This is a genomic window from Rhodobacter sp. P2_H5 (genome assembly GCF_056403335.1).
The window spans coordinates 275,885-291,966 of the sequence record NZ_JBFUFS010000005.1 but is presented as its reverse complement, the minus strand read 5'-3'; the positions used below and the strand labels follow the sequence as shown (position 1 = coordinate 291,966).

11 protein-coding genes are annotated in these 16,082 nt (G+C 66.8%); 8 read left to right on the top strand and 3 right to left on the bottom strand.

The features are described from left to right. The first annotated feature begins 403 nt into the window (after positions 1–403). The 4 genes from AC1DVR_RS09310 to mraY are packed head-to-tail and all read left to right on the top strand — an operon-like array spanning position 404 to position 6,260. Positions 404–2,221 carry a peptidoglycan D,D-transpeptidase FtsI family protein gene (locus AC1DVR_RS09310; RefSeq protein WP_478000274.1) on the top strand — a complete coding sequence of 606 codons (1,818 nt, stop codon included), beginning with the start codon at positions 404–406 and terminating at the stop codon, positions 2,219–2,221. A 6-nt stretch (positions 2,222–2,227) separates the two neighbouring features. Next, positions 2,228–3,733, top strand: coding sequence for a UDP-N-acetylmuramoyl-L-alanyl-D-glutamate--2,6-diaminopimelate ligase (locus AC1DVR_RS09305; protein WP_478000273.1), 1,506 nt, complete (start codon positions 2,228–2,230; stop codon positions 3,731–3,733). Further along, entirely contained in the window at positions 3,730–5,178 is a 1,449-nt protein-coding gene (locus AC1DVR_RS09300; protein ID WP_478000272.1) for a UDP-N-acetylmuramoyl-tripeptide--D-alanyl-D-alanine ligase, read from the top strand. The genes AC1DVR_RS09305 and AC1DVR_RS09300 overlap by 4 nt, the downstream gene beginning before the upstream one ends. Beyond that, complete coding sequence (gene mraY / locus AC1DVR_RS09295; RefSeq protein WP_478000271.1) at positions 5,178–6,260, top strand: phospho-N-acetylmuramoyl-pentapeptide-transferase; 1,083 nt, start codon at positions 5,178–5,180, stop codon at positions 6,258–6,260. The genes AC1DVR_RS09300 and mraY overlap by 1 nt, the downstream gene beginning before the upstream one ends. 189 nt (positions 6,261–6,449) lie before the next feature. Here the strand turns inward: mraY and AC1DVR_RS09290 are convergent, their stop codons facing one another. The 3 genes from AC1DVR_RS09290 to AC1DVR_RS09280 are packed head-to-tail and all read right to left on the bottom strand — an operon-like array spanning position 6,450 to position 10,587. Then, on the bottom strand, positions 6,450–8,762 hold the full coding sequence (locus AC1DVR_RS09290) for a xanthine dehydrogenase family protein molybdopterin-binding subunit (RefSeq protein ID WP_478000270.1): 2,313 nt from the start codon (positions 8,760–8,762) through the stop codon (positions 6,450–6,452). Then, a complete protein-coding gene (locus AC1DVR_RS09285; protein ID WP_478000269.1) occupies positions 8,755–9,228 on the bottom strand; it encodes a (2Fe-2S)-binding protein in 474 nt (157 codons plus the stop codon). Before AC1DVR_RS09285 ends, AC1DVR_RS09290 begins: the two co-directional genes overlap by 8 nt. A gap of 42 nt (positions 9,229–9,270) precedes the next feature. Next, positions 9,271–10,587: a c-type cytochrome gene (locus AC1DVR_RS09280; protein WP_478000268.1), complete on the bottom strand. Its 1,317-nt coding sequence runs from the start codon at positions 10,585–10,587 to the stop codon at positions 9,271–9,273. 369 nt (positions 10,588–10,956) lie between these two features. On the opposite strand from AC1DVR_RS09280, the gene AC1DVR_RS09275 reads away from it, so the two are divergent. The 4 genes from AC1DVR_RS09275 to AC1DVR_RS09260 all read left to right on the top strand — a co-directional run bounded on the left by AC1DVR_RS09275 (position 10,957) and on the right by AC1DVR_RS09260 (position 16,010). Then, complete coding sequence (locus AC1DVR_RS09275; RefSeq protein ID WP_478000267.1) at positions 10,957–12,588, top strand: MFS transporter; 1,632 nt, start codon at positions 10,957–10,959, stop codon at positions 12,586–12,588. Positions 12,589–12,705: 117 nt separating this feature from the next. Then, a complete protein-coding gene (locus AC1DVR_RS09270; protein WP_478000266.1) occupies positions 12,706–13,686 on the top strand; it encodes an aldo/keto reductase in 981 nt (326 codons plus the stop codon). A 5-nt stretch (positions 13,687–13,691) separates the two neighbouring features. Continuing rightward, positions 13,692–14,543, top strand: a complete 852-nt coding sequence (locus tag AC1DVR_RS09265) for an SDR family NAD(P)-dependent oxidoreductase (RefSeq protein WP_478000265.1) — start codon at positions 13,692–13,694, stop codon at positions 14,541–14,543. Positions 14,544–14,720: 177 nt separating this feature from the next. After that, positions 14,721–16,010 (top strand): Hsp70 family protein, encoded by a 1,290-nt coding sequence (locus AC1DVR_RS09260; RefSeq protein WP_478000264.1) that lies wholly within the window; start codon positions 14,721–14,723, stop codon positions 16,008–16,010. Positions 16,011–16,082: the final 72 nt, after the last annotated feature.

Below are 16,082 nucleotides of genomic sequence, written 5' to 3'. Positions count from 1 at the left end.
CCAAGCCTGCGGCGAAGCCGGCAGCGAAACCCGCCATCCAGAACGATGCGAAAGCGGCGGCGCAGCCCGTGGCCGCAACCCCGGTCAAGGCCGCGCTGAAACCGGCGGCACGTCCGGCAGATGTGGCAGCCCAGCCGGTCGCGACCAAGACTGCGACCAAGACTGTGGCCAAGACTGCGGCCCAAACCGCCGTCGATGCGGCGGTCGAGGCCGCCGCCGCGCCGGTCGTGAAGGCTGCCGCCAAGCCTGTGGTCAAACCCGCAGCGAAACCGACAGCCAAGCCGGCCACAACACCGGTGGCCAAGACGGCGGTGACAGCCGCCGCCAAACCGGTCATCAAGCCGGCAGTGAAACCTGCAGTGAAACCCGCTGCCAAAGCCGCCGTCATCGGGGAGCAAATTCCATGATCCGCACGCCGCTTCGTCCGCTGGCCCGCATCCTGGAGGCGCGCGCCAAGGGGGAAAACCCCGACACGATCGAGAAGGAAAACATCGCGATCCGCCACGAGGCGATGCGCGACAAATCCCGCGCCCGGGCGGAACGCCGGCTGATGGTCCTGGCTTTCGGCTTTTTCATCGCTTTCAGCGTGATCGGGGCGCGGATGGGCACGCTTGCGGCCTCGGAACCCAGCGAACCGCGCACCGCGGCGGGCGGGTCCGAGATCACGGCGCAGCGTTCGGACATTCTCGACCGCAATGGCCGGATTCTGGCGACCAACATGCTGACCCATTCGCTTTACGCCCAGCCACGCGACATGGTGGACCCGGTCCATGCCGCGACCGAGCTGGCCGCGATTTTCCCCGAGATGGACGCCAAGGCGCTGGAGCGCCGCTTCACCGATGGCCGCAGCTTCCTTTGGGTCCGCAAGGTGCTGAGCCCGGAGCAGATGCAGAAAGTGCACGAGATCGGCGATCCCGGCCTGTACTTCGGCCCGCGCGAGATGCGGCTTTATCCCAACGGCAACCTTGCGGCCCATATCCTCGGCGGTGCCGCCTTTGGTGCGGAGGGCGTCGATTCGGCCGAGGTGATCGGCACGGCGGGGATCGAGAAGGCGATGGACGCGCGCCTGCATGACCCGGCGCAATCGGGCAACCCCTTGACCCTGTCGATCGACCTGACCCTGCAGGCCAATGTCGAGGAGGTGCTGTCGACCGGCATGCACACCCTGCAGGCCAAGGGTGCGGCGGCGATCCTGATGGATGTGCACACCGGCGAGATCCTCGCCATGGCCAGCCTGCCGGATTTCGACCCCAACGACCGGCCCGGCATTCCGCCCTCGGTCGATCCTTCGGACAATCCCCTGTTCAACCGCTCGGTGCAGGGAGTGTACGAGCTCGGCTCGACCTTCAAGATCTTCGCTGTGGCCCAGGCGATGGACCTCGGGCTGGTGACGCCCGATACCCAAGTGGATACCAAGCAGCCCTTCGTCTATGACGGCTTCCGGATCAACGAATTCGACAACCACAACTATGGTCCGACGAAATCGGTGGCCGATATCATCGCGGTGTCGTCCAACATCGGGGCGGCGCATATCGGGTTGATGATCGGGGGCGAGCGGCAGCAGGCGTTCCTCAAGACGATGGGCCTTCTGGATGCGCCCCAGGTCGAGCTGATCGAGGCGCCCTCGGCCCGGGCCCTGGTGCCGAAGAACTGGTCGGGGATCGTCACGGTGACGGCGTCCTACGGGCATGGGGTGTCGACCAGCCTGTTGAACCTGGCCGCGGCCTATTCGACCATCGCCAACGGCGGGCTGAAGGTCACGCCGACGCTCTTGCATTCGGAGACCCATACGCCGGGGCCGCGGGTGATCACGCAATCGACCGCGCTGGCCTGCGTGCAGATGATGCGTCGCGTGGTCACCGAAGGCACCGCGACCTTCGCCGATGTGCCGGGCTATGAAGTGGCCGGCAAGACCGGGACGGCCGAAAAGCCCAAGAAGAACGGTGCGGGCTACGACCATGACAAGATCATCAACACCTTCGCTTCAGTCTTTCCGGCCAATGATCCGAAATATGCGCTGGTGGTGACGCTGGACGAGGCGGTAGAGACCGCGGGCCTGAAGCCGCGCCGCACGGCGGGCTACACCGCCGTGCCGGTGGCGGGCGAGATCATCCGCCGGGTCGGCCCCTTGCTGGGGCTGCGCCCCCAGTTTGCGACGAACGATCTGGCCTCGGTGGCCGCGTTCAATGCCCCGGCCAAAGACCCGGTGGCGCAGGAGTAAGAGTTCATGAGTCCCGCTGCGAGCCCCGCCGCCAAATCCCTGTCACACCTCGGCCTGTCCGCAAGGGCAGGCCGTGATCCCCTTGTGACGGGTCTGACCGCCGACAGCCGCGCCGTGCGGCCGGGCTTTCTGTTTGCCGCCTTGCCCGGATCGGCCGCCCATGGCGCCAGTTTCATCCCGGCGGCGGTGGGTGCTGGCGCCTCGGCCATCCTGACGGATGTCCTCGGCGCCAGCCTCGCGCAAGAGGCGCTCGAAGCGGTGCCCCATGGCCAAGGGGTGGCGCTGGTCGTGGCCGAAGATGCGCGCGAGGCTCTGGCCCGCGCCGCCGCCCTGTGGTTTGGCGCGCAGCCTGCGACGATGGTCGCGGTGACCGGGACCAATGGCAAAACCTCGACCGCGACCTTCTGCCGGCAGATCTGGATGCTGCTTGGCCATGCCGCGATCAACATCGGCACCACCGGCGTCGAGGGTGCCTGGGCGGCGCCTTCCGCCCATACCACGCCGGACCCGATCACCCTGCACAAGATGCTGGCCGAGGCGGCGGAGGCCGGGGTGACCCATGCGGCGATGGAGGCCTCCTCCCACGGGCTTGACCAGCGCCGGCTGGACGGTGTCAAGCTGAAGGCGGCGGGGTTCAGCAATTTCACGCAAGACCACCTCGACTATCACAAGACCTTCGAGGCCTATTTCGCCGCCAAGGCCGGGCTTTTCACCCGGGTTCTGCCGCCCGAAGGCGTGGCGGTGATCAACCTGAGCGACCCCAAGGGGCCAGAGCTGGCCGCGATGGCGCGCCACCGGGGCGAGGGGGTGATCACCCTCGGCCACGGGCCGGAGGCCGATCTGCGCCTGCTGGGCCAGCGCTTTGACGCCACGGGGCAGGATCTGCGCCTGTCGTTCCGGGGCGTGACCTACCAGTCCCGGTTCAACCTGATCGGCGGGTTCCAGGCCGAGAATGTGGCCCTTGCCGCAGCCCTTGTCATCGCAGCCGGGGAGGCCCCGGGCGATGTCTTTGCCACCCTGCCGCAGCTGACCGGCGTGCGCGGGCGGATGCAGCTTGCGGCCACCCGCAAGAACGGCGCTTCGGTCTTTGTCGACTATGCCCATACGCCCGACGCCATCGCCACCGCCCTGACGGCGCTGCGCCCCCATGTCATGGGCCGCATCGTCGTGGTCTTTGGCGCCGGTGGCGACCGTGACCGCAGCAAGCGGCCCCTGATGGGGCAGGCGGCGCGTGATCATGCCGATGTGCTTTTCGTGACTGACGACAACCCGCGCTCGGAAGACCCCGCCGCGATCCGCGCCGCCATCCTGCAGGCCTGCCCCGAGGCGAACGAGGTCGGCGACCGCGCCGAGGCCATCCTGCGCGGGGTCGATGCCCTCGGCCCGGGGGATGCCCTGCTGGTCGCGGGCAAGGGGCATGAGACGGGGCAGGTGATCAAGGGCGACATCTACCCCTTTGACGATGTGGAACAGGCGAGCATCGCCGTGGCGGCGCTGGATGGTGTGATATGACGGAGATTCTCTGGACCTCGGACGCGGCCGCTGCGGCAACCGGCGGGCGGACCACCACGGATTGGGCGGCACAGGGCGTGTCGATCGACACCCGAACGCTGCAGCCGGGCGATCTGTTCGTCGCCCTGAAGGATGTCCGCGACGGCCACGACTTCGTGGCGACGGCCCTCGCCAAGGGGGCCGCCGCCGCGCTCGTCTCGCGCATCCCCGAAGGGGTCAGCCCTGGGGCGCCCCTGCTGATCGTGGACGATGTGCTGGCGGCGCTGACCCTTCTGGGTCAGGCCGGCCGCGCCCGCACCAAGGCGCGGGTCGTGGGCGTCACCGGATCGGTCGGCAAGACCTCGACCAAGGAGATGCTGCGCGCGATCCTCTCGGGCCAAGGCCGCGTCCACGCCGCCGAGGCGAGCTACAACAACCACTGGGGCGTGCCCCTGACGCTGGCCCGGATGCCGCAGGCCTCCGACTTCGCGGTGATCGAGATCGGCATGAACCACCCCGGCGAGATCGCGCCGCTGGCGCGCCTTGCCCGCCCGCACGTCGCCCTGATCACCATCATCGCCGCCGCCCATCTGGAGGCCTTCGGTGGCCTCGACGGCATCGCCCGCGAAAAGGCCGCGATCTTTGAAGGGCTGGAACCCGGCGGCACCGCCGTCGTGCCCGCCGGGCAAGAGACCTCGCCGATCCTGATCGCCGCCGCCAAGGCTGCCGGAGCCCGGGTCGTGACTTTCGGCAGCAGCGAAGACGCCGACTACCGGATGAATTCGGCGACGCTCTGCGACCGCGCCACCATCGTGCGGGCCGAACATCTGGGCCAGCCCTTCCTCTTCAAGGTCCTCAGCCCGGGCCGCCACTTTGCGACCAACGGCCTCGGCGCCCTCGCGGTCGCGGCGGCGCTGGGCCTCGATCCGGTGATCTCGGCCACCGACCTGGGCCGCTGGACCCCGCCGCCCGGCAGGGGCATGCGCGAGCGCATCCTCCTCGACGCGGTGGAGAACCTCGGCTTCGACCTGATCGACGACGCCTACAACGCCAACCCGACCTCGCTGGCGGCGGCGCTCGACGTGCTGATCGCCGCGGTGCCCGAGGATGGCCCGGGCCGCATCGCACAAGGCCGCCGTGTTGCGATTCTCGGCGACATGCTGGAACTGGGTTCGACCGAGATCGCCCTGCATCAGGCCATCGCCCGCCATCCGGGGCTGGAGAAGATCACCCAGATCCACTGCGTCGGCCCGCGGATGAAATCCCTATGGGAGCTTCTGCCGCGCGCCCAGCGTGGCGAGTGGGTGGAAGACGCCAAGGACCTGCTGCCCCGTGCGCGAAGCCTTGCCGATGCCGGCGATGTGGTGCTCGTCAAAGGCTCGAAAGGCATAAAAGTGTCGCTCCTCGTTGACGCCCTCAAGAAATTAGGCCAATCCACCGCTTCCCATGGATTTGGAGGGGAATGATGCTCTACTGGATGACGCAATTCGCTGAGGGTGGCGGTGTATTCAACCTTTTCAAATACATCACCTTTCGGGCGGGCTGCGCCTTCCTGACGGCGCTGATTTTCGGCTTCATCTTCGGGCGGCCGCTGATCGACCTGTTGCGCCGCAAGCAGGGCAAGGGCCAGCCGATCCGCGACGATGGCCCGCAAAGCCACCTCTCCAAGGCCGGCACGCCGACGATGGGCGGGCTTCTGATCCTGTCCTCGCTGATGTTCTCGACCCTGGTCTGGGCGCGTCTCGACAATCCCTATATCTGGATCGTGCTTCTGGTGACGCTGGCCTTCGGGATGATCGGTTTCGCCGATGACTATGCCAAGGTGACCAAGCAGAACACCAAGGGCGTCTCCTCGCGCATCCGGATGGGCCTTGGCCTGCTGATCGCGGCGCTGGCGACCTATGCCGCCGCCCGCTTCCACCCCGAGGGGCTGACCAATACCCTGGCCCTGCCGGTCTTCAAGAACGCGCTTTTCAACCTCGGCTATTTCTTCATCCCCTTCGGCATGCTGGTGATCGTAGGCTCCGCCAATGCGGTCAACCTGACCGACGGGCTGGACGGCCTCGCCATCATGCCGGTGATGATCGCCGGGGCGACGCTGGGCGTGATCTCCTATGTCGTCGGCAACTTCAATTTCGCCGAATACCTCGGGGTGCATTTCGTCCCCGGCACCGGTGAGATCCTGATCTTCTCCGCCGCCCTCTTCGGTGCGGGCCTTGGCTTCCTGTGGTACAACGCCCCGCCGGCCGCGGTCTTCATGGGCGACACCGGCTCGCTGGCCTTGGGCGGCGCGCTCGGCGCCATCGCCGTCTGCATCAAGCACGAAATCGTCCTCGCCATCGTCGGCGGCCTCTTCGTGGTCGAGGCGCTCTCGGTGATCATCCAGGTCCTCTACTACAAGCGCACCAAGAAACGCATCTTCCTGATGGCCCCCATCCACCACCACTTCGAAAAGCGCGGCTGGGCCGAACCACAGATCGTGATCCGCTTCTGGATCATCAGCCTGATCCTCGCCATGGTCGGCCTCGCCACGCTGAAGGTGCGCTGACCTCCCTTTGCACTCTGCCCAAATACTCCCGCCGGAGGCGTAACCCGAGCCGGTTGGCCGCAGGCCAGAGGCGAGACAAAGACTTGCGCGTCAGCGCGCCTTTGATTTGAACGGCATCAGCAGACCGAACCCCAAATGAAAAGGCGAGGCCCCGGGACAGGGACCTCGCCTTTCTTCATTTCAGCCCCTTCAGACCTTCAGGCCGTCCAGGATCGCTTGCGGCGTGATCGGCAGGTGGCGCAGGCGCACCCCCACCGCGTTGAAGATCGCGTTGCCGATGGCCGGGGCCACCACGGTCGTCGAAGGCTCGCCCAGGCCAACCGGCGCTTCGGTGCTGGGCAGGAACTCGACCTCGATCTCAGGCGTGTCGATCATCCGCAGGGGCGTATAGGTGTCCAGATTGCGGTCGCGGACATTGCCCGCGTCGATCTCGGTCCCCTCGTACAGCGCCATCGACAGACCCCAAAGCGCCGCGCCCTGGGTTTGGGCCAACGCGCTGTCGGGGTCGACCACGGTGCCGGCATCGGTGACCATGGTCAGTTTTTCGACCGTGACCTGACCGGTCTTGCGGTCGACCTTGACCCGGGCCGCGCAGGCGACCCAGGTCGGCACGTCGCGTTCCTGTCCAAAGCTGGTCGCAATCCCGATCGCCGTGTCATCGGCGAGCTTGGTGCCCCAACCCGCCAGTTCCGCCGCCCGTTTCACCACCGCCGCTTGCCGTTTCGCCCCGCCGACCGAGGTCGGCGCCACGCCGGCATTGCGGCCTTCGCCGGTCAAGAGGCTCAGGCGGAACTCCAGGGGATCGCGGTTCAGCTTGTGCGCCGCCTCGTCCATGAAGCTTTCCAGCGCCCAGTTGGTCCAGCCAGGTCCTACCGAGCGCAGCCAGCCCGGGCGGAAGGTTTGGTTGGCCAGATCATTCGATACCGCCCGCACCTTCTGCGCGCCCACCTCGTACCAATGGTCGGCGCCCGCGATGGCAAAGGGGTCATAGGGCTGGCCATTGGTGCCCTTGGGCATGAAGGCAGGCACCATGACCTCGGTCGGCCAACCGGCCGAGGCGTGATGCTCCATCCCCACCACCACGCCCTTGGCGTCAAAGGCCATCTTCAGCGCCTGCACCGAGGCCGAACGCGGGCTGTCGAACAGCACGTCATTCGGCCGCGCCATCACCATCTTGACCGGCTTGCCGTCCAGCATCTTCGAGGCCAGCGCCACCGGCACCGCATAATCCCCGTTGAGCCTGCGGCCAAAGCCGCCGCCGAGCATATAGGTCCGCATCACCACCTTGCCCTCGGGCACGCCAAGCGCGGTCTGCAGCACCGGCAGGATCAGCGATTGCCACTGGTTGCCGGTATGGATCTCCCACACGCCTTCGGGATTGCGGAAGACGGTGGCGTTCAACGGCTCCAGCTGGAAGTGCAGCACGGTCGAGGTGGTGTATTCCGCCGCGATCTGGTCACTGGCCGCCTTGAAGACCGGATCGGTATCCGAATTGCCGGTGTCGAGGATCGCGCCCTTGGTCGGATCGGCGATGAGCGTCCGGGCATGGTCCTGGATCTGCGCCTCGGTCACGGTGGCGGTCGGGCCAGCGGTCCAGGTGACCTTGACCTTTTCGGCGGCGCGCTGTGCGGCCATGTGGCTTTGCGCAATCACCATGACCCAGCCCGGCACGGTGCCCGAAGGGTCGTCCAGCGTCAGGGTCTGCAGATAGCCTTTCACCCCCTTGGCCGCAGCATCGTCCACCGCCGTGACGGTCGATCCCAGCCGCGTCGGCGGCAGGATCGGGGCGGCATAGACCATGCCCTCGATCTTGGCATCAATCCCGTAGATCGCCTTGCCATTGGTCTTGTTGGCAATGTCCAGCGCCTGCACATCCTGGCCCACCAGTCGCATCTCTGCATTGGGCTTCAGGGGTAGGGCCTTCAGCTCGTCCTCGGTGAAGCTGCGGGTCAGGCCAGCGGCGACCAGCTCGCCATAGGACGCCGCATTGCTGCCCGAGGTGACGCGCCCGTTGGCGGCGATGCAGGTCGAGGCTTCGACACCCCATTTCGCCGCAGCGGCCTCGATCAGGGCCGTGCGGCCCGCCGCGCCGGCCTGCCGGTAGATCGGCCAGCTCTGGGTGACCGACCAGCTGCCGCCGGTGACCATCAATCCCCATTTCGGGTCGGAATCGACATGGGTGATGCGGACATCCTGCCAGGGCGCCTCCAGCTCGTCGGCGAGGATGCGGGCGATGGCGGTGCCGACATGCTGGCCCATCTCGGCCCGGATGATGTTGACGTTGACCTTGCCGGCGCTGTCGATGCTGTACCAGATCGCCGGTTCGTAGACGGCACCCGTCGCAGCGGGCGGCACGCCATCGGCGGTGGCCGGGTCCATCGCGGCGCGCGCCAGACGCGGAAAACCGAAGGCCGCCCCGGCCAGGGTCATCGAGACCAGAAAGCCCCGGCGGCTGAGCGTGGTCAGGGGCGTGCCCTGGGCGGTGTTGATGAGCTTACCCATTGGTCACAGTCCCTTTCATCGCAGTGGCCGCTTCGCGCACGGCCGCGCGGATGCGGACATAGGTCATGCAGCGGCAGAGGTTGCCGGTCATCACCGCGTCGATATCCTCGTCCGAAGGATCCGGCAGATCCTTCAGCAGCGCTGCCGCCTGCATGATCTGGCCCGACTGGCAATAACCGCATTGCGGCACGCGCAGATTGCGCCAGGCCTCCTGCACCGGATGGGCGTCCTTGGCGTCAAGGCCTTCGATCGTGGTGATCTCGGCGCCCATGACCGAGGAGACCGGCGTGATGCAGGACCGCGTGGCCCGCCCGCCGACATGGACGGTGCAGGCGCCACACATGCCGATGCCGCAGCCGAATTTGGTGCCCGTAAGCCCGACCTCGTCGCGGATCACCCAGAGCAGCGGGGTGTCATCCTCGACATCGACCTCGACCGGTTTTCCGTTGATGGTGAAATGTATCATTCTGTCTCTCCTGATCCGGTCATTGATCCGGTCAACATGCTGTCACTTGAAAGCGGGGGCTTCGGCTGCGGCGGTCTTCTCGGCGCGGATCTTGCCGATCGTGGCTGCCAGATCCGGCCAGGGCGCGGCCGTGGTCCGGCTCGCCCGCAGATAGGCCGCGATCGCGGCCAGTTGCGTGTTGTCGAGCGCGGTGCGGAAGCCCGGCATCACGACGCCCGGAATGCCCTGATCCGCCGTCACCCCGTCGAGCATGACATGGATGAGGTTGGTCGGATCGTTCAGCAGCATGGCGGAGTTGATCGCGAGGTCGGGGCGCGCGGCCAGGAGCTTCTGGCTGTTGTAATGGCAGACCGCGCAGGCCGTGGCGTAAAGCCGCTCGCCCACGTCCTTGCGGTAATCGGCCTGCGGCACATCGGCGGCGAGCGAGGCCACGACCGACTTGTTGGCCGCCGGGTCCTGATCCGACGCGCCGACGATGTCTCCGAGATAGGTGCCGATTGCGGCAAGGTCGCTGTCGGGTAGTTCCTTCAGCCCGGCATGGACCACCGGCGCCATCGGGCCGGTGGCAACCCCGTGATAGGCCGTGTTGCCGGTCTTGAGGTACTGGTGGAACTCCGACGCCGTCCATGGCACGCCCGAGGGGTTGGCGGCGGTCAGGGCCGGGGCGATCCAGTTGTCGATCGCGGCACCGGCAAAAGCGGCGCTTTGAATTTCTGCGCCCACGGCATTGCGCGGGGTGTGGCAGGCGCCGCAATGGCTCAGGCCTTCCACAAGGTAAGCGCCGCGGTTCCATTCCGCCGATTTCTCGGCCACCGGCTGATAGCGGCCGTCCTTGAAGAACAGAAGCTTCCAGCCCGCCTGCAGAACCCGCAGGTTTAGGGGGAAGGGCAGCTCATTGGCCTTGTGCGCCTCTTTCACCGGGGCGACGGCGGCCATCATATAGGCGTAAAGCGCCGAGACATCCTCGTCCGAGAGCTTGGTGAAATGGTCGAAGGGCAAGGCGGGCAGAAGATGCGAGCCGTCGCGGGCCACGCCCTCGCGCAGCGCGCGCGAGAAGGCCGCCTCGGACCAGGTGCCGATGCCGGTTTCGGGGTCGGGGGTGATGTTGGTGGAATAGATCGTCCCGAAACTGGTCTGCATCGGGTAGTTGCCGGCATAGGGCGCGCCGCCCGCCGCGGTGTGGCAGGTGGCACAATAGCCGGCAGCGGCCAGGACGCGGCCCTTTTCCACCAGATCGGGGGCAAAACTGTCCGCCGCGGGCGGAGAGATCGGGCCGATGGCCGGGTGCCAGGCATAAATGCCAAAGCCGCCGATGCCGATGACGGCCACAGCCACGGCACCAAGGAGTATACGCTTCATCATGTGGTTCAAAGCCTCAGGGGGGGCGATCAAAGCCGCGCCACGGGACCGCGGCGCACGGCAGTTTCACTACGCCGGCAGGGTGCGGCGTCCGGTCTCAGGGTTTCAGGTTACGGCTGCCAGATCAATGCTCCCGCGGGAAACTTCCTCAAGCAAAACGTCTCAGGGATGAGGCGGTTCCGCAAATAACGCCACGTCATGGCGATTTGGAAGGCAACACGCCCCAAGCCCATGCGATGGCGGGACAAATCGGGCCCCGCGCCGGTCGCTTTGCGCCGAAGCTTGTCCGGCACCGGACGGCGGCGCTTGTTCGCCCGGGTTCGGGCCTGTATCGAAAGACAGGCCCCCCGCCGCGCCAGGAGCTTTCCGATGCCTCAGCATGTTCCGGTCATGTCGCTGTTTCGCAACCAGACCTTCCGGATGCTCTGGCTGGCGGCGCTTGCCTCGAACTTCGGCGGGCTGGTGCAGGGGGTGGGCGCGGCCTGGATGATGACCTCGCTGTCGGGGTCCGAAAGCATGGTGGCACTAGTTCAGGCCTCGGTCACGCTGCCGATCATGATCTTTTCCCTGCTGGCCGGGGTCTTTGCCGACAATTTCGACCGCCGCAAGGTGATGCTGGTGGCGCAGGTCTTCATGCTGGTGGTCTCGGTTGCGCTGACGCTTCTGGCGCTGGAGGATCTGCTGACGCCCTGGACGCTTCTGACCTTCACCTTCCTGATCGGCTGCGGCACTGCGCTGCACAACCCGTCCTGGCAAGCCTCGATGGGCGATATCGTCAGCCGGGACGAATTGTCGGCGGCGGTCTCGCTCAACAGCGTCGGCTTCAACCTGATGCGGAGCGTGGGGCCTGCCGCGGGCGGGGTGATCGTGGCTTTGGCGGGTGCCTTCGCGGCCTTCGCGGTCAATGCGCTGAGCTATGTGGCGATCATCGGCGCGCTGGCGGTGTGGCGGCCGAACCTGCCCAAGCGCAGCCTGCCGAGGGAGCCTTTCGGCAGCGCCTTTTCCGCCGGGCTGCGCTATGTCGCGATGTCGCCCAACCTCCTGAAAGTGATCCTGCGCAGCACGGTCTTCGGCTTTGCGGCCATCGTGATCCTGGCGCTGTTACCGGTGGTGGTGCGCGACATCCTCGGGGCCGGGGCGCTGACCTATGGCGTGCTTCTGGGCTGTTTCGGCCTTGGCGCCGTGGGGGGCGCCGCCCTGAACGCCCATCTGCGCGCCCGCTTCGGCAGCGAGGTGATCGTGCGGGCCGCCTTCCTCGCCTTCGCGCTGGGGAGCGTCGTTCTCGCCTTTTCGCGCAGCGCGGTGCTGGACGGGGCGGGGTTGCTGGTCGCCGGGGCCAGCTGGGTCATCGCGCTGTCGCTGTTCAACGTGACGGTGCAGCTGTCCACGCCGCGCTGGGTGGTGGGGCGGGCCCTGTCGCTGTACCAGACCGGAGTGTTCGGCGGCATGGCGGTGGGCAGCTGGGTCTGGGGTGCGGTGGCCGCCAGCATGGGGGCCGAGGGGGCGATCCTGCTGGCCTCCGGCGTCCTGGTCTTTGGCGCGCTCCTGGGTCTGTGGGTCGCCCTGCCGGATTTCGGCCATCTGAACCTCGACCCGCTCAACCGTTTCAAGGCGCCGCCCCTGCGGCTCGACATGACCCAGCGCAGCGGCCCGATCATGATCATGATCGACTACGAGATCGCGCAAGAGGACGTGAAGGCCTTCCTTGAGGTGATGGCGCAGCGGCGCCGTATCCGCATCCGCGACGGGGCGCAGCAATGGTCGCTCTTGCGCGATCTGGAGCATCCCGACATCTGGTCGGAGGCCTATCATGTGCCGACCTGGGTCGAATATGTGCGCCACAACGAAAGGCGCACCCATGCCGATGCCGAGGTGGCCGAGCGTTTGATGACCCTGCACCGGGGTGAGACCGCGCCCCGCGTCCACCGGATGATCGAACGCCAGGCCGTGGTGCCGCACGATGACATGCCGCTGATGCCCTCGGCGGACCTGCCCTCCTGACCCCCTCTCATGCGCCCGGGCCCACCGGCAAAAATTAACCCTCTTTCCATGGCGTTCGGCGCGACATGGGTCTAGCCTTCCCCCACAAGGTCGCGCGGCAAAGTGAATGGGGGCGCCATGAAGATGAATCGTCTGGGCCGGTCGGGCCTGAAAGTCTCGGAGTTGTGCCTGGGCTGCATGTCCTTTGGCGAGCCGTTGCGCGGCGGCCATGCCTGGACCCTGCCCAAGGAGGAATCGCGCGAGCTGCTGCAGCAGGCGATCGAAGCCGGGATCAACTTTCTCGATACCGCCAATGTCTATTCGGATGGCGGATCGGAGGAAATCCTGGGCGAGGTGCTCTGGCATCTGGTGCGGCGCGACGAGGTTGTGCTGGCCACAAAGGTCCATGGCGCGATGCAGGCCGAGCCGCAGATGCGCGGTCTGTCGCGCCGCTCGATCCTGCACAACATCGACGCCAGCCTGAAACGGCTGCGCACCGATCACGTCGATTTGTACCAGATCCACCGCTGGGACAACGACACGCCGATCGAAGAGACGATGGAGGCATTGCATGATGTGGTGAAATCCGGCAAGGCGCGCTACATCGGCGCCTCGACCATGTGGGCCTGGCAATTCGCCAAGGCGCAAGAAGTCGCCCGCAACAATGGCTGGACCCAATTCATCGCAATGCAGAACCAGATCAGCCTCCTCTACCGCGAGGAAGAGCGCGAGATGATCCCGCTTTGCCAGGACCAGGGCGTCGGCCTGATCCCGTGGAGCCCGATCGCCCGTGGCAAGCTGGCCCGCCCGGCCGGGACGCAGACCGCGCGGACCGGCAAGGACAAATACATGCAATTCCTCTTCGCCAAGACCGAAGCGGCCGATGCCGCCGTGATCGGCGCGGTCGAGGCCCTGGCGCGCGAGCTTGGCCGCCCGATGGCGCAGGTGGCCTTGGCCTGGGTCCGCCAGAAGCCCGGTGTCAGCGCCCCGATCATCGGCGTGACCAAACCGGCCCAGCTGGCCGAGGCGATCGACGGGCTGGATCTGGTCCTGACCCCTGGCCAAATCGCAGACCTTGAGGCCCCCTATATCCCCCACATTGCCCTCGGGCAGGAGTGACACGCATGACAGAATCGACTTTGACCTCTCATCCGGCCCTGGTCGCAGGCCGCACCGCGGTGATCACCGGTGCGGCCTCCGGCATCGGGTTTGCCGCCGCCAGTGCGCTCGCCGCACGCGGCATGGGGGTGTTGATGATCGACCTGCCCGGCACGGCACTGGAGGACGGCGCGGCCCGGCTGGCGGACAAGGGCGCCACGGTCTGGCTGCAGTTCGCCGATGTCTCTGACCTTTCCGCGCTGGAGCTGATCGCGGCCGCCGCCATCGAACTGCCGCCGATCACCTTTCTGATGAACAACGCCGGCACGGCCATGCCCAGTTCCACCCTGTCGGGGGCCAAGGCCTGGATCCGCACGCTGGGCGTGAACCTCAACGGTGTCATCAATGGCACCATGGCCTTTGGGGCCCGGATGCTCGAGCATGGCGAGCGGGCGGTGATCGTCAACACCGGATCGAAACAGGGCATCACCACGCCGCCGGGCAACCCGGCCTACAACGTCTCGAAAGCCGGGGTGAAAGCCTATACCGAGGCTTTGGCGCATGAATTGCGCAACCTGCCCGGTGCCCTGGTTTCGGCGCATCTGATGATTCCGGGCTGGGTCCATACCGGGATGACCGCCGCCCGCGGCGCGCCCAAACCCGCCGGGGCCTGGACCCCGGACGAGGCGGTGGCCTTCATGCTGGCGCGTCTTGCCGCAGAGGATTTCTACATCCTCTGCCCCGATCACGACACGCCCCGCGCGCTGGATGAAAAGCGCATTGCCTGGGCGGCGGGCGACCTGATCGAAAACCGCCCCGCCCTGTCACGCTGGCACCCCGATTGGGCCGAGGCCTTTGCCGCCTACCTGAAGGGCTGAGGGCGCCGGTCGGTCGCCCTTGGCGGGGGGAGGGGAGGTTCAGCCCCCCTCCGCAGTATGGCGACCTAGGGCAAATGCAATTGCGAAAAACGCAAGGGCATGCGGCGCGGGGAGGGGCTTGCCCGGCGCGGGCAAAAGGGCTAGCACCCGGGACTTTGCATCCCTGAGGGTCTTCCCATGTCTACCCTGGCCATCGACTTTGGCACCTCCAACTCGGCCGCGGCCATTCTGGAGGATGGCAAGATCCGCCGTCTTGCCATTGAGACCAACGCCGAGACCGTGCCGACGGCCGTATTCTTTCCGGCCGACAAGGGCGCGATGCGTTTGGGCGTGGCGGCAGCGATGGCGCTGATCGGCGGCGAGGACGGGCGCTACATGCGGGCGCTGAAGTCGGTGCTGGGCACCGCGCTGTTCCACGAATCCCGGCTGATCGGCGGCAAGAGACGGACGCTGGCCGATATCGTCACCGCATTCCTCGCCGAAGTGAAGACCCGGGCCGAGGCCACCTCGGGGCAGAAGTTCTCCAAAGTCCTGTCGGGTCGCCCGGTGCATTTCCACACCTCCGACCCCGAGCGCGATGCCAAGGCCGAGGCCGACCTGCGCAGCTGCTACCTTGCGGCGGGCTTCACCGAGGTCGATTTTCTGTTTGAACCCGAAGCCGCGGCCCTGGCCACCCATGGGCTGGGCCAACCCGGCGCTTTGGGCCTGATCGTCGACATCGGCGGCGGCACCTCGGACTTCTCGCTCTTCCGCACCGAAGGCGAGGGCGAGGCGGCGCGGGTGCGCGTTCTGGCCAGCCACGGGATCCGGCTGGGCGGCACCGATTTTGACCATGCCATCTCGATCGCCCATGCGATGCCGCGGCTGGGCTATGGCTGCAATCTGCGCCGAGAAATGGGCGAGGGCCTGCTTCCGGTGCCCAACCACATCTACGCCGATCTTTCGACCTGGGCCAAGATCCCCTTCCTTTACACGCCGGAAACCCGGGGCCAGGTGGCCGAGATGGTCAAGCTGGCGGTCAAGCCGCGCCTGATGCGGCGTCTGGCCACCGTGCTGAAAGAAGAACTCGGCCACGAACTGGCCTTCGCCGTCGAACGCGGCAAGATTAACGCCAATGCCGGGCGCGAGGGTGCGCGGATCCGGATGGACCGGATCGAGGCCGATCTGGCGGTGCCGATCAGCCGCGAGTCGCTGGATGCAGCCCTGCAACGCTACCGCCAAAGCCTGATCGACGCCGCCACCGAAACCTGCGCCATGGCTGGCATCAACCCCGAGGCGGTGGGCACGGTGATCCTGGTCGGCGGCTCCAGCCTGATGGGCATGGTGTCGGATGTGGCCAGGACGGTCTGCCCGAACGCCAGCCTGCAAAATTCCGAACCCTTCACCGCCGTGGTCGACGGTCTGGCGCTTGCCACCGCGCCGGGCTTTGCGCGCGCTTCAGACCCCTTGGTGACCGAGGGCGCCTGAGCGCCCCCGCTACATCAACTTTCGCCTCTAACCCCCGGCTGAACCTGCCATTATTGGAATTCGTTGCGGTTT

Coding starts and splice junctions, on each gene's coding strand:
- AC1DVR_RS09310 (WP_478000274.1), top strand. CDS start 404: ATGATCCGCACGCCGCTTCGTCCGCTGGCCCGCATCCTGGAGGCGCGC.
- AC1DVR_RS09305 (WP_478000273.1), top strand. CDS start 2,228: ATGAGTCCCGCTGCGAGCCCCGCCGCCAAATCCCTGTCACACCTCGGC.
- AC1DVR_RS09300 (WP_478000272.1), top strand. CDS start 3,730: ATGACGGAGATTCTCTGGACCTCGGACGCGGCCGCTGCGGCAACCGGC.
- mraY (WP_478000271.1), top strand. CDS start 5,178: ATGCTCTACTGGATGACGCAATTCGCTGAGGGTGGCGGTGTATTCAAC.
- AC1DVR_RS09290 (WP_478000270.1), bottom strand. CDS start 8,762: ATGGGTAAGCTCATCAACACCGCCCAGGGCACGCCCCTGACCACGCTC.
- AC1DVR_RS09285 (WP_478000269.1), bottom strand. CDS start 9,228: ATGATACATTTCACCATCAACGGAAAACCGGTCGAGGTCGATGTCGAG.
- AC1DVR_RS09280 (WP_478000268.1), bottom strand. CDS start 10,587: ATGAAGCGTATACTCCTTGGTGCCGTGGCTGTGGCCGTCATCGGCATC.
- AC1DVR_RS09275 (WP_478000267.1), top strand. CDS start 10,957: ATGCCTCAGCATGTTCCGGTCATGTCGCTGTTTCGCAACCAGACCTTC.
- AC1DVR_RS09270 (WP_478000266.1), top strand. CDS start 12,706: ATGAAGATGAATCGTCTGGGCCGGTCGGGCCTGAAAGTCTCGGAGTTG.
- AC1DVR_RS09265 (WP_478000265.1), top strand. CDS start 13,692: ATGACAGAATCGACTTTGACCTCTCATCCGGCCCTGGTCGCAGGCCGC.
- AC1DVR_RS09260 (WP_478000264.1), top strand. CDS start 14,721: ATGTCTACCCTGGCCATCGACTTTGGCACCTCCAACTCGGCCGCGGCC.